At 62.0% G+C, this 13,922-nt stretch carries 11 protein-coding genes and 2 pseudogenes; 4 read left to right on the top strand and 9 right to left on the bottom strand.

Translation table 11 applies throughout. The features are described 5' to 3' along the window. Window positions 1-2: 2 nt before the first annotated feature. The 7 genes and pseudogenes from L0Z65_RS09805 to L0Z65_RS09775 form a co-directional block, all read right to left on the bottom strand. The gene (locus tag L0Z65_RS09805; protein ID WP_405107206.1) at window positions 3-983 is read right to left on the bottom strand and encodes an alcohol dehydrogenase catalytic domain-containing protein; all 981 of its coding nucleotides are present in this window, start codon (window positions 981-983) and stop codon (window positions 3-5) included. Next, window positions 980-1,742: pseudogene (locus L0Z65_RS09800) on the bottom strand (SDR family NAD(P)-dependent oxidoreductase). Before L0Z65_RS09800 ends, L0Z65_RS09805 begins: the two are co-directional and overlap by 4 nt. After that, window positions 1,735-3,044: pseudogene (hisD, locus tag L0Z65_RS09795) on the bottom strand (histidinol dehydrogenase). Before hisD ends, L0Z65_RS09800 begins: the two co-directional pseudogenes overlap by 8 nt. Window positions 3,045-3,056: 12 nt before the next feature. Then, window positions 3,057-4,385 (bottom strand): TRAP transporter large permease, encoded by a 1,329-nt coding sequence (locus L0Z65_RS09790; RefSeq protein ID WP_102906688.1) that lies wholly within the window; start codon window positions 4,383-4,385, stop codon window positions 3,057-3,059. Window positions 4,386-4,397: 12 nt separating this feature from the next. Next, a complete protein-coding gene (locus L0Z65_RS09785) occupies window positions 4,398-4,910 on the bottom strand; it encodes a TRAP transporter small permease (protein WP_405107202.1) in 513 nt (170 codons plus the stop codon). Window positions 4,911-5,027: 117 nt separating this feature from the next. Then, a complete protein-coding gene (locus tag L0Z65_RS09780; protein ID WP_405107199.1) occupies window positions 5,028-6,173 on the bottom strand; it encodes a TRAP transporter substrate-binding protein in 1,146 nt (381 codons plus the stop codon). Between the two features lie 23 nt (window positions 6,174-6,196). Beyond that, entirely contained in the window at window positions 6,197-6,382 is a 186-nt protein-coding gene (locus L0Z65_RS09775; protein WP_040173837.1) for a hypothetical protein, read from the bottom strand. 129 nt (window positions 6,383-6,511) lie between these two features. Here L0Z65_RS09775 and L0Z65_RS09770 point away from each other — a divergent pair, with 129 nt between their 5' ends. The 4 genes from L0Z65_RS09770 (at window position 6,512) to argE (ending at window position 11,502) form a co-directional block, all read left to right on the top strand. Next, window positions 6,512-7,537 (top strand): LacI family DNA-binding transcriptional regulator, encoded by a 1,026-nt coding sequence (locus L0Z65_RS09770; protein ID WP_405112512.1) that lies wholly within the window; start codon window positions 6,512-6,514, stop codon window positions 7,535-7,537. 233 nt (window positions 7,538-7,770) lie between these two features. After that, a complete protein-coding gene (locus L0Z65_RS09765; protein ID WP_405107195.1) occupies window positions 7,771-9,144 on the top strand; it encodes an aspartate aminotransferase family protein in 1,374 nt (457 codons plus the stop codon). 14 nt (window positions 9,145-9,158) lie between these two features. Then, window positions 9,159-10,343: a M24 family metallopeptidase gene (locus L0Z65_RS09760; protein WP_405107192.1), complete on the top strand. Its 1,185-nt coding sequence runs from the start codon at window positions 9,159-9,161 to the stop codon at window positions 10,341-10,343. A 4-nt stretch (window positions 10,344-10,347) separates the two neighbouring features. Further along, window positions 10,348-11,502, top strand: coding sequence for an acetylornithine deacetylase (gene argE, locus L0Z65_RS09755; RefSeq protein ID WP_405107189.1), 1,155 nt, complete (start codon window positions 10,348-10,350; stop codon window positions 11,500-11,502). 10 nt (window positions 11,503-11,512) lie between these two features. Here argE and L0Z65_RS09750 read toward each other — a convergent pair whose 3' ends face one another. Continuing rightward, the gene (locus L0Z65_RS09750; protein ID WP_405107186.1) at window positions 11,513-12,844 is read right to left on the bottom strand and encodes a GH1 family beta-glucosidase; all 1,332 of its coding nucleotides are present in this window, start codon (window positions 12,842-12,844) and stop codon (window positions 11,513-11,515) included. A 27-nt stretch (window positions 12,845-12,871) separates the two neighbouring features. Further along, window positions 12,872-13,903 carry a LacI family DNA-binding transcriptional regulator gene (locus L0Z65_RS09745; RefSeq protein WP_102897463.1) on the bottom strand — a complete coding sequence of 344 codons (1,032 nt, stop codon included), beginning with the start codon at window positions 13,901-13,903 and terminating at the stop codon, window positions 12,872-12,874. Window positions 13,904-13,922: the final 19 nt, after the last annotated feature.

Below are 13,922 nucleotides of genomic sequence, written 5' to 3'. Positions count from 1 at the left end.
GCCTAGGCCCAGGGATCCAGAATGATCTTTGGCGCGGCCACTGCGCCGGACCGCAGGTCGCGAAATGCGGCGGCGCCGTCTGATAGCGACCGCTGTTCTGGCCAGTCCAGCGGACCTAGGCGGCCATCAAAGATCGCTTGCGCGGTGTCGCGAAAATCCTGCGCGGTATAGGTATAGGTGCCGATAAAGGTGATTTCCTGCAGCGTCATGCGGCGGATATCCAGACCGCCCGCATCCTCGCCCAATCCGACATGGGCAATCACGCCGCCAGGCGCGGCCGCGGCAGAGGCGGCGGCGCGGGTGGCGGCATAGCCCGCGGCGTCGACCACCAGTGGTACAATGCCCTGCAACTCTGCCACCGCCTGCTGGCCGCAGTGGTCTGCCAGAAAAGCCCGGCGCGCGGCGTTGGGTTCCTGAATCGCGACGTCCTCCACCCCCATTGCGCGCAGCGCCAGCGCAGCGGCCAAGCCGATGGCACCGCCGCCGATCACCAGCGCGCGGCGCTCTATATCCGGGTGCAGCGCCTTCAGCGCGAGCCGGGCGGCGTGCCAGCTGACTGCCAGCGGCTCGGCCAGGGCGGCCTTTGACAACGGCACATCTTTGGGCACGGTTACAAGGTTGCGCTCCGGCATCGCCACGAATTGGGCAAAGGCGCCCTCGCGCGGGGGCATGGAGATGATCTGTCGGCTGGCGCAGAGGTTTTCACGTCCAGCCGCGCAGGCCGCGCAGCTGCCGCAGGTCACCAGCGGGTTGATCGTCACCCGGCGGCCCGCCTGCGGTCCGTCCTCAATCACGCCCGCAGCCTCATGCCCCAGGATCAGCGGCGCGGGCCTGCGGGCATCGTGGCCCAAATAGGCGTGCATGTCCGAGCCGCAGATACCAGAGGCACGGATGCGGATCAGATGCTCGCCCTCTCGTCGCGCAGCCATCGGCACATCTCGGAATGCCAGCGTCTCAACCCCCTCATAAACCAAGGCTTTCATTTCGCTGTGAACCCTCCATCGACCATCAATACCTGCCCGGTGACATAGGCGGAGGCATCGGAGCAAAGAAACAATAGCGGCCCGTCCATATCCTCCAGCTCGACCATTGCGGCCAATGCAGGTCTGCGCGGCGTTTCGGGCCGCACGGTCCCCATCATCGAACACGGCCTGGGTCAGCTCGGTCGGGAAAAACCCCGGCCCAATTGCGTTGGCGGTGATGCCATGGGGCGACCAGGCCTCAGCCATGGCGCGGGTCAGCTGGGCGATCCCGCCCTTGCTGGCGCCATAGGCAACGCCGCCGGGAAAGGCGCGGGTGGTCTGGAGCGAGGCGAAATTGACGATCCGCCCCCAACCTCTGTCCTTCATCGTAGGCACCAGCGCCTGGCTCAGAAAGAATGGAGCCGAGAGGTTCAGTGCGATGGTCTGGTCCCAGCCCTCGGCGGTGACGTCATCCGCCGTTTGCCGGGTATTTACACCGGCCGCATGGATCAGGATATCCGGCGCCCCGAAGGGGGCTGAAACGTCTTCACGCAATGCGTCGAACCTGCTGCGGTCTGCCACATCTGTCATCACAGGGGCAGCCTTGGCGCCAATCTCGGCACAGACGCTTTCCAAAGTCTCGGCCCGGCGCGCCACCGCGACCACCTGCGCACCGGCAGCGGCCAACGCAATCGCTGCGCGACGCCCCAGCCCGGAGCTGGCGCCGGTGATACAGGCGGTCCGGCCTGTCAGGTCGAAAAGCGCGCGCGGGTCAGCCATTTGCAGTCAGGTCAAAGGTTTCATCCGGGAAATACTTGGCCAACCGCACGTCAGCAGCGCGGGCGTGGCCCTCCATCCCTTCCAGCCGGGCAATCCGTGCGGTCGCCTCTGCCACTGGTTTGGACCCTTCGCGGGTGGCGCGCTGCCAGGTGACGATCTTCATGTATTTATGGACTGACAGCCCGCCGGTGTAGCTGGCCGCGCGCGAGGTTGGCAGCACATGGTTGGTGCCCGCTGCCTTGTCACCATAAGAGACCGTGGTTTCCTCGCCCAGAAACAGCGAGCCGTAGCAAGTCAGCTGCCCCAGCCACCAATCCAGATCCTCGGCCTGTACGGTCAGATGCTCTGGCGCGTAGGCGTCGGAGCAGGCGGCCATATCCTCGCGGTTGGCACAGAGGATGACCTCCGCATAATCGCGCCACGCCGCAGCGGCGTTCTCGCGGTTCACCTCGGGCAGATCGTCGATCAGCCCCGGCACCCGCCGCATCACCTCCTCGGCCAGAGTGCGATCATCCGTCACCAGCCAGACCGGGGAGTTGTAGCCATGCTCGGCCTGACTCACCAGATCGGTGGCGACGATATGGGCGTCCGCCGTGCTGTCGGCCAGGATCAGGCTGTCAGTGGGGCCTGCGATCATGTCGATACCGACACGGCCGAACAGGATACGCTTGGCCTCCGCCACGAATTGATTGCCGGGACCAACGAGGATATTCGCCTTGGGCAGTCCGAACAGGCCGAATGTCATCGCCGCAACACCCTGCACGCCCCCCATCGCCATGATCTGATCCGCGCCGCAGATATGGGCGGCATAGACGATGGCTAAGCGCCACGCCGACGCCGGGGCGCGGCGGCGAGCAGGCGGTGATGTGTTTGCAGCTTAGCCACTTTGGCGGTTGTGACGGTCATGATCGCGCTGGCGATATGGCTGTAGCGCCCGCCGGGCACGTAGCAGCCCGCTGCATCCACCGGGATCGCCTTCTGTCCGGTGATGAAACCCGGTGAAATTTCGGTTTCCACATCATGCACAGTGCTTTTCTGTAGTTCGGCAAAGCGGCGCACGTTGTCATGGGAGAACCGAATGTCGGCCTTCAGCTTTTCCGGCACCAAGGCGCAGGCGGCCTCAATCTCCTCATCCGTCAGCAGGACGTTGCCCTCGTATTTGTCGAATTTGGCCGCATATTCCAATGCTTTGGCGTCGCCTCCGCCCTCGATCTCATCAAGGATCTCCTGCACAATCTTATGGGTCTCGGACGCATCCGACTTGGGGGTCAGGGCCGCCTTCTTCAGGTACTCACGGGTCATGTCCAAAGGGTCCTATTTATAGATGTCAGGGAGCAGCGTGGTTGAGATCGCAGGCAGATAAGCGATCAGCAGCACCACAATCAGCATGGTCAGAACAAACGGTATGGCGCGGGCGGCGATCTTGAGGATGGACTCACCGGTGATGCCGGAGACAACAAACAGGTTCAGGCCCAGCGGCGGAGTGATGAACCCCACACCCAGCGCGGTGATCATCATGATGCAGAACTGGATTTCGTTCATGCCGATGTTGTCGGCCAGCGGTTTCAGGATCGGCGCCAGGATCACGATGTTGGGGGTCGTCTCCATCACACAGCCCGCAGCGATCAGAATGCAGATCATCAACAGGATCAACATGGAGGGGTCATCGGTCAGCCCGGTCACCGCTGTGACAAACCCCTGCGGCACGCCCATGATGGCCAGTGCCTCTGCCAGCGGCGCTGAAAAGGCGATGATCGGCAGGATCACCCCGTTCACCTTGGCAGAGCTGACCAGCATCGCCGGGAAGTCCGCCAGTTTCAGCGTGCCCAGCAGAAAACCCATCAGGATGGTGACAACGACAGCGGTGGCGCCAGCCTCAGTCGGGGTCAGGCGGCCAGAGAAGATACCGTAGAAGATGATCCCTGGCACGATGAAGGCATACCAGCCGGATTTCAGTGACTGGCCCAGATTGCCCAGCCATTCTCCCAGGCCCATATTGCCGCCGGTCTCATAGGTATAAAGCCGGTTCATGATGATGTTGGTGACGAGGATCGACACCAGAATGGCAATCCCCGGGATCAGCGCCGCCAGAAACAGGGTGGAGGCGGAAATGCCCAGCACCAGACCGATGATAATATAGGCGATCGAGGGCGGGATCAGAATACCGGTGCAGGCACCAGCAGCCACCAGCGCGCAAGCGTAGGGGCGGGGGTAGCCGCTTTCGACCAGCCGGTTGATGGTCATCCGTCCGACCGCAGCAGCGCCAGCGGCGTCTGAGCCGGAGATCGCCGCGAACATGCCGCAGACCAGGACCGTGGCGGAACCAAAACCGCCCCGTGTCCAGCAGGTCAGCGCCTCGGCCACATCCAGGAACTTCTTGCTTAGCCCGGTTCTGACCAGCACATCGCCGGTCAGGATGAACAGCGGCACCGCCGTCAGCGCAAAGGCATCAATGCCGGTGAACAGGCTTTCACCGATAGCGCTCAGCGGCAGGTCGCCGGACATCACCAGCATGGTGATCGCAGCAGTCCCGATGGCCGCCCAAACCGGCACCGCCAGCGCAATCAGGGCCACAAACATGATCACCGGCAGGTAGAAATCCCAACCCAGTTCCACTGTTTGATTGAGTGAATTCCACAGCATCTCTCAGATCCTTCAATCAAACAGCTTGTCGCCTTCGAAGACGGGCGTGCCGTCTCGAAGACTGCGAAAATCGCGCAGGAAGGATTGCAGCAACCGCCAGACCATCAAGGCGAACCCGGCTGGCACCGCCATCAGGAACCAGACCATGGAAATGCGCAGCCCGTGGCTGACAGAGCCGAATTTGGCGGAGACCAGCACCGTCTCGAACGACCAGTAGAGCGCCACCAGCGCGACCACGAACATCACCAGATCGCCAAGGATATAGAGCAGCGCCTTAGGGCGCGGCCCGAGGTAATGCATCAGCACATCAATGCGGATATGGGCGCGCTCCTTCACTGCGGCGGCGGCACCGATCCAGGCGAGATAGATGAAGGAGTAGCGCACAATCTCCTCCCCCCAGATCGAGGAATAGGCAAAGAGTTCGCGCCGGATAACCTCAACCGCCATAGTGATGACCAGCATCACGTAGAAGGTCAGCAGCAGCCAGCGCTCGGCGTTCTTGTCAATTTTCCGCAAGAGGTCCATCGCTCGTCCCGAGGGTTGGGCGCGCCTTGTGAATCAGCCCAAATCGGGCTGTCGCAGGCGGCTAAAAGAGAAAGGGAACGTGGCACCGGGGGTTCCGGAACCACGTGGTGCGACAGCTTATGCGTCGTGGACGTAGTATTTGCCCTGCGTGCCTGCGGCCTCTTCCAGCTTGGCGAAACTGTCCATCGATCCGGCCAGCTCAGTCTTGAAGCTATCCCATTCGCTGCGCTGATAGCCGCCGACCTCTTGCCATTCGCCCAGCTGATCGTCGCTCAGCGTATGGAAGGCGACACCGGCCTTGGCCAGCTCTGCCATGGCGTATGCGCGGGCTGACGGCACCTTGGAGAGGTTCTGATGAGCGGTCATCTCCGCCCCCCACATCACGCCGTCCTGCACATCAGCAGGCAAGGAATTGAACCATTCCAGATTGCACGAATAGACCTGACTGTCCGGCACCGCCTGGGTGAAGGTCACGTGGCTCAGGATATCCTTGAAGCCAAAGACATAGAGCGCACCCACAGAGGGGTCGAGCGCATCTGCCACACCTTGTTTGATCGCCGACGGCGTCTCGCCCCAGGCTACGGGCGTCGGGTTGGCACCGACCATACGGTAGTACTGCTGCAGCATTTTGGAGCCCGGAACCCGGAATTTCACACCCGCCATGTCGCCCGGGGAGGTCACCGCATTGCCGCCCTTGCGCACAGCCACGACGCGGGGATCAATGTTCACATAGAACAGCGCCTTGAAACCGTTGGCCTCCACCTTGGGGTGCACCTCAGCGTTCCAGAAATCGGAGGTCACCAGATTGGTGAACCGCTGATTGGAGCCACAGAGATAAGGCATGTTGATCAGATCAACGGTGGAGGCGAAGGGGGCGAAATTCGACAGCGAATGCTGTGCCGCCTGAATGGTGCCGCCCTGCACCTTCTGCACCAACGCACCGCCTGCGCCCAGCTGCCCACCGGGGGCCAGTTTGACATAGATCTTGCCATTGGTGGCGTTCTGGATGTTCTCCTTCAGGTCCAACTGCATGATTGGGTAGCTGCGCGACGCGCCCAGCACATAGGCGGTGGCCACCGTCATGATGTGCTCGGCCGCACGTTCACGCTCCTTTTCTTCCTTGGCGGTTTGCGCCACTGCCTCAGTGGACCAAAGCACCCCACCAGCCCCCGCGACCAACGCCGCAGTAAATGAGCCGGTCGAGGCCAGTTTCAGAAAATTACGGCGCTCTGCAGATTTGAGCCCATCCTTGCCATTCGTCATTGTCTTCCTCCCTTGGAAATCCATCAGCTGCCGTCTTGGTTTTTTTGGTCAGCTTCTTTTTTGAGAATTGCAGCCACAAACAGAATGGATGCTGCAAACAGGATCACCATCTCGCCGACGTCGCTCAGAAAACCGCCGCTGCCAAAGGCGCCGAGGGCGACATTGGCAAAGAACACGGCAAACACGCAAACAGACGCCATCAGAAACATCGAAAGATCCCCGTTGTTATCTCATCACCATTTGTAAGCGCTTACATCAATAATGCAAGCGCTTACATTAAGCGCTGGCAGCGGTCGGGAAATCTGCTAAAATGAGCCCGCGAAATGACAAGGTACGACATGGGAAAAAGCCCCTCCGCTCCAACACTTAACGATGTTGCCAAGGCTGCAGGCGTCTCGACCGCCACCGTGTCGCGCTGCCTGAATTCACCGGACCGTGTCATCGAGACCACCCGCCAGCGTGTGATGGAGGCGGTCGAATCACTGGGCTATACGCCGAATTTCGCCGCCCGCGTCATGGCGGCCAAACGCAGCTTTACCATCGGGGCGATTATTCCAACGATGGACAACGCGATTTTTGCGCGCGGGTTGCAGGCCTTTCAGGATCAGCTGCGGGAGGATGGCTACACCCTGTTGGTGTCCAGTTCCGCCTATTGCCCGGAGATGGAGCGTGAACAGATCCGCACATTGGTTGCGCGTGGCGCAGATGGCTTGCTGCTGATCGGCCACGACCGGGAGGAGCAGATTTATCAATACCTTGAGAGGCACCGGGTTCCGGTCATTGTGGCTTGGTCTTATGCACCGGAGCGGCCGCAGCCGTCGGTCGGGTTCAGCAACAAGGGCGCGATGCGGGATCTGGCCCAAACGGTGGTGGACGCGGGGCACTGCCACATTGCGATGATCTCAGGTATCCTGCAGGGCAATGATCGTGCCCAAAATCGTGTCAGCGGTGTCCGGGATGCCATGCGTTCCAGAGGTCTCGACCCGGCTGCGCTCACATTGATCGAAACCCCCTATGAGATTGAGAAAGGGGCCGCAGCCTTTGCAGAGCTGATGTCGCATGCCCCCCGCCCAACCGTGGTGATGTGTGGCAATGACGTTCTGGCGGCAGGGGCGCTCCGCGAGGCGCGAAGCCGGGGGATTGCGGTGCCTGACGATGTCTCCATCACCGGGTTTGATGATATCGAGCTGGCGGAAATCGTCAGCCCCGCTCTCACAACTGTGCATGTCCCGCACCGCGAAATGGGGCGCAAGGCAGCGCAAGAACTGATTGCAATCGTGGAGGGGCGGTCCGAAGGGCAGTCGGTCTGCATCAGCACCACTCTTGTCACGCGTCAGTCCTTGGCGCGGCCGTCCGGCAGATAGCAGCGCGTTCTCACCGGCCAATCCGCTGCAGCTGACAAAAAAATCTGTTGCCTTGGGCAGACCCGCTATGCTCCAACAGTGGCACGACCCTGGCAATAAAGGCATTGCGCGCTGCTGTCCGGGTGAGCGGAGCCTTTTCTGCTCAAAAACGGACCGCCTGTTGGTCTGTCGCGTGCAACCGGCTCCCTTCATGTGACCAAAGGCGGCGCGCCGCCAAAGCCAAGGACTGAGCCATGCTTCACAATGACCAACTCGACCAGTGGGATCGCGACTGTTTCTTCCACCCTTCAACGCATCTCGCTGAATTTGCTCGCGGAAATCTGCCACAGCGCGTGGTGACCGGTGGCAGCGGCTGCCATATTGAGGACCGCGACGGCAATCGGTTGCTGGATGCCTTTGCCGGGCTCTACTGCGTGAACGTCGGCTATGGCCGACCTGAGATCGCCGAGGCCATTGCCGATCAGGCCCGCGAGCTGGCCTATTATCATTCTTATGTCGGGCACGGCACCGAGGCCTCGATCACCCTGGCAAAGATGATCCTCGACCGCGCCCCCGACCATATGTCGAAGGTCTACTTCGGTCTTTCCGGCTCTGACGCCAATGAAACCAACATCAAACTGATCTGGTATTACAACAACATTCTGGGCCGCCCTCAGAAGAAGAAAATCATCTCCCGCTGGCGGGGGTACCACGGGTCCGGGCTGATGACCGGCTCGCTGACGGGGCTGGAGCTGTTTCACAATAAATTCGACCTGCCGCTGGCACAGGTGGTCCATACCGAGGCCCCATATTATTTCCGCCGCAGTGATCGCCGCCAGAGCGAGGCCGACTTTGTTGCCCATTGCGTGGCAGAGCTGGAGGCGCTGATCGCGCGGGAAGGGGCCGATACCATCGCCGCCTTCATCGGGGAGCCGGTTCTGGGCACCGGGGGCATCGTCCCGCCGCCTGCAGGATACTGGCCCGCCATTCAGGCGGTGCTTGAACGGCACGATATCCTGCTGATCGCGGACGAGGTGGTCACCGGCTTTGGTCGCTTGGGCACGATGTTCGGCTCCGATCACTACGGCATGCGCCCCGATCTTATCACCATCGCCAAGGGGCTGACCTCAGCCTATGCGCCGCTGTCGGGGTCCATCGTGTCGGACAAGATGTGGCAGGTGCTGGAGCGCGGCACGGATGAGAACGGCCCGATTGGCCATGGCTGGACCTATTCGGCGCATCCCATCGGCGCCGCTGCCGGGGTGGCCAATCTCACCCTGATTGATCAGCTGGGTCTTGTCGAAAACGCGGCGACCGTTGGCAGTTATCTCAATGGTGAGATGCGTAAGGCCCTCGGCGATCACCCGAATGTCGGGGATGTACGGGGCGAGGGGATGCTCTGCGCGGTGGAATTCGTGGCGGATCGGGACGACCACCGCCTGTTTGACGCCAGTGACAAGATCGGCCCGCAGATCGCAGTCAAATTGCTGGAGCAGGACAGCGTGATCGCGCGGGCCATGCCTCAGGGGGATATCCTAGGCTTTGCGCCTCCCTTCTGCCTGACACAGGATGAGGCCGACCGAGTGGTCACCGCCACCCATCGGGCGGTCTCCGCGGTTCTTGGTTGACGAAGGATGCAACGATGACAAATCCCAACATCCCGTTTGAACGTGCTGAGTATCAGCAGCGCCTGGCCAAAACGCGCGCGGCCATGGCCGATGCCGGGCTAGACGCGCTCTTTGTTACCGATCCGTCCAATCAGGCCTGGCTTACCGGCTACGATGGCTGGTCGTTCTACGTGCATCAGGGGGTGATCGTCCTGCCGGATGGCGATCCGATCTGGTGGGGGCGACATATGGATATGATGGGCGCGCGCCGCACCTGCTGGATGCCGCAGGATCACCTGCTGGGCTACGGCGACCACTATGTCCAATCCACTGACTGTCACCCGATGCAGCATCTGGCCGAGCAGCTACGCGCCCGCGGGTTGGGCCATGCCCGGATCGGGGTCGAGATGGAGAATTACTACTACTCGGCAAAGGCCCATGCGGTGCTGACGGCCGCCCTTCCGGAGGCGACACTGGCGGAGGCAACGGCCTTGGTCAACTGGCAGCGGTTGATCAAATCCGATGCAGAGCTGGGCTTTATGCGCAAGGCCGCGCGGATCACCGATAAGGTGATCCAAACCGCCATCGAACGGGCCGCGCCCGGTGTGCGCAAAAACGATCTGGTGGCCGATATCCTGCATGCCGGTGTGACCGGTGTGGAGGGCGATTGGGGCGACTACCCGGCCATCGTGCCGCTGACCCCCTCCGGGCTGGATGCAACGGCGGCGCATCTGACCTGGGACGGCACCCCGATGCGGCAGGGCGAGGCAACCTTCTTCGAACTCTCCGGCTGTTATCGGCGCTACCACGCGCCGCTGTCACGTACGGTATTTCTGGGCACCCCCTCACAGGAGATGCTGCGGATCGAGGCGGCGCAGATCGAAGGCATCGCCGCCGGGATCGAGGCGGCCCGCGCGGGCAATCGTACCTGCGATATCGCGGATGCTTTCATGGCCGTAATGGCCAAACACGGGATCGAGCGTTCGGGCCGCATGGGCTACCCGGTTGGCCTGTCCTATCCGCCGGATTGGGGGGAGCGCACGGCGTCAATCCGCAGCGAGGACACCACTGTGCTGCAACCCGGCATGGTCTTTCATTTCATGCCGGCCCTCTGGATGGACACATGGGGGCTGGAGACCACGGAGACTCTGCTGATCCGCGACACCGGCGCTGCCGAGCCGCTCTGCTCGATTGAGCGCAAACTTTTCGTGAAAGGGTGAGGGGATGATGGAGCAGACCACCGGCATTCTCTCAGATCTCATCGCCTTTCCGACGGTTTCAGCCGATAGCAATCTGGAGATGATTGCCTATCTGGCCAACCGGCTTGAAGACTGCGGCGCGCGGGTGGATGTGATGTTTGATGCCAGCGGGCAGAAGGCCAACCTTTTTGCCACGCTTGGCCCCGAAACCGATGGCGGGATCGTGCTGTCGGGCCACAGCGATGTGGTGCCGGTGACCGATCAGGACTGGACCAGCGACCCGTTTGCAATGGTGGAACGGGACGGGCGGCTCTACGGGCGGGGCACCTGCGACATGAAGGGGTTTATCGCCGCGACACTTGCCATGGCGCCAGAGTTCGCCGCGCAGATCAGCCGCCGCCCCCTCCATTTCGCCTTCACCTATGATGAGGAGGTGGGCTGCATTGGGGCCGGTCATCTGGTGCAGGCCCTGCGCGAGCGTGAATTGAAACCACGACTGGCACTTATCGGCGAACCAACCAGCATGCGCGTCGTCGAAGGGCACAAAGGTTGCCACGAATACAGCACAAGGTTTCAAGGGCTTGAGGGGCACGGCTCCGATCCGGGCCGGGGCGTTAATGCGGTGGAATACGCCGCGCGCTACGTCAATCGCTTGCTGGATCTGCGCGGTGATCTGCAACAGCGCATGCCGCCGGACAGCCGCTTTGATCCGCCCTGGACAACGCTGAACATCGGTGCCCTCAACGGCGGCAGCGCCCATAACGTCATCGCGTCAAAGGCGCAGGTGGATTGGGAAATGCGGCCGGTGCAGCCCTCGGACGCGGATCATGTCAAGGACACGATGGCGCGCTATTGCCGCGATACTCTCTTGCCCGCGATGCAGGCCATCTACCCGGAGGCCAGCATCGAGACGGAGGTGGTGGGTGAGGTGGCCGGTCTCACCCCTACCAGCCAAAATGAGGCCCGTAACCTCATGGCGGAGCTGCTCGGCAGCAATGCTGCTGAGCTGGTGCCTTTCGGCACCGAGGCGGGGCTGTTTCAGGCGCTTGGCCTGGATGTGGTCGTCTGCGGCCCCGGCTCCATCGCGCAGGCGCATAAGGCAGATGAATACCTGTCGCTTGATCAGCTGTCGGACTGTCTGAGGATGCTGGAGCGGTTGGGAGACCAGCTGGCAAACTGAAGCCAGCCCTTTAGCGCACGCCCGTGAGTGCAGATTGCAGCGCGGTGTAAGATGCCTTGGGCGTGCGTTTCAGCGTGTCAAAATCCAAATGCACCAGCCCAAAGCGTTTCTCATATCCCAGCGCCCATTCGTAGTTGTCCAAGAGCGACCACAGAAAATAGCCCTGCACCGGCACCCCCTCGGCAATGGCGCGGCGCAGGGCATCCAGATGGTCGTCCACAAAGGCGACGCGCGCCGCATCCTGCACTGTGCCATCCGTCACCACATCCGCATTGGCCATGCCGTTTTCCGTCACCAACAGCGGCAGATCCCCCGTATACTCGCGCGCGGTCCGCGTCAGGAAATCATAAAGCCCCTGCGGATAGATTTCCCAGCCCATCTGCGTTTTCGGCAGCGGGCCGTCCACCTCGGCATAATGCGGCCAAGGGCCAGTGTCGGGGGCAATCCGCTTGCGGGTGTAATAGTTGATCCCGCACCAGTCTACGGGCGCGGTGATGGTGGCAAAATCATCCTGCCATCCCTGCGGCAGATGCGGTTCCAGCCCCTCCAGCGCCAGATCCGGGTAGCGCCCGTGAAACGCCCCACCAAGGAAAAAGCCGTTGTAGATCGCATCATAGCGCGCGGCGGCCTGCTGCGCGGCCTCGCTGTCATCAACGGGCGTGGCCCATTCCAGATTGAACACACCGCCCAGATTGCCCATGCCGAGGGCGCGCATCACCTGAATGGCAGTGCCATGGGCCAGCATCACATGGTGCATGGCCCGTGCGGTGGCGCGAATGTCGCGCAGACCCGGCGCGTGATGGCCAAGGAAATGCGACAGCCAGCCCACACACCACGGCTCATTGATCGGGGCAGCGGAATACATCCGGTCGCCGATCCGGCTCATGGTGACCTCGGTATAGTCGCCAAACCACTTGGCAATCTCGCCGTTGCGCCAGCCGCCCAGATCCGCCAGGGCCTGCGGCAGTTCCCAGTGATACAGCGTCACACAGGGCTTCAATCCGCGCTCCAGCATTGCGTCTGTTAGCCGGTCATAGAAATCCAGCCCCTCAGGGTTTGGCGCGCCGCGCCCCTCTGGCATAACCCGCGCCCAGCTTGTCGAAAATCGGTAGCAGTCAAACCCGGCGTTTGCCGCCAGATCCAGATCCTCAGCGTAGCGATGATAGTGGTCGCAGGCCCGCTGGCCGTGTTCGGCGCGCACCACATTGCCCGGCGTCGCGGCGAAACTGTCCCAATGGGTCAGCCCGGCGCCGCCAAATCCGTGGCCTTCGATCTGATAGGCAGAGGTGGCAGTACCAAAAAGGAACTCTTCGGGAAAATCAGCGCGGGAGTTTCGGAACATTGGAAAGGGGCTCCTGTCGGGGGGCAGTCAGCGAGGAGAGGGCGCAGGACCGGTGGAGCGGCCAACGGTCAGCTGCGCTTCTAGCAGGCGGGTTGGAAGCGGCAGGCCGGGATTGCGGATCTGGTCCAGCAGCAGATTGGCCAGTTGGCGGCCTGCCTCCTGTACGGAGGAGACGGTGGCGGTGAATTGCGGCACCTCATCGCCGTTGCGCAGATAGGACAGATCATCGTCATGGGTGATCACCGAAATATCGCGGCCCATCTGACGCCCTGAATCCTCGATCGCGCGGCGCACGCCCATTGCGGGGATGATCGACGACACCAGATAGGCGGTGGGTGGATCCGCCATCGCCTGAGTTGTCACAACCGTGCGATACCCATAGCTCTCGGTCATTTCCTCCGCATACATCAGCGCGGGATCCAGCGGCAGGCCTGCCGCCTTTAGCGCGTATTCATAGCCCGCCCGCCGACGCCAGGCGAAATCCATGCTCTCCAACCCGTTCACCAGACAGATCCGCCGGTGCCCAAGGTCGATGAGAAACCGCGTCGCCCGGTCAAAGGCGCTTTTGTTGTTCACATCCAGCCAGCAATAATCCCCCGCCAGATCGGAGGCGCGGCCGTGCACGGCAAAGGGCAGGCCGATTTCACGCAACAGCCCGATCCGGGGATCCGACATGCGCGGCGCATGCAGGACAATGCCGTCAACATTCCGCTTGGAGGCCATCTCGCGATAGGCTTTTTCCTGCTTCTTATCCTCAACCAGCGACAAGACCATGTCATAGCCCGCCGCGGCATAGCTCTCGCCAGCACCCGCAATGAAGTCGCCGAAAATGGGGTTCACCATCTCATGCTGCGACGACAGGGGGATCACGTGACCAATCGCCATTGCCCGCCCTGTGGCCAGCGCTTTGGCGCGGGTGTTGGGTCGGTAGTTATGTTGCTCTGCGGCGGCCGCGACACGTTTGCGGGTTGCTTCGCTCACCTCGGGAAAGCCGTTGAGCGCACGGCTCACTGTCGTCTGCGACAGGTTCAGATATGCGGCCAGTTCCTTCAGGTTCATTCGCCGAAAACTCCAAAGC

The organism is Phaeobacter sp. BS52, assembly GCF_045040595.1.
Taxonomy (GTDB): domain Bacteria; phylum Pseudomonadota; class Alphaproteobacteria; order Rhodobacterales; family Rhodobacteraceae; genus Phaeobacter; species Phaeobacter piscinae.
The sequence above is the reverse complement of the archived record's forward strand: the minus strand, read 5'-3'. Positions and strand labels throughout refer to the sequence as shown.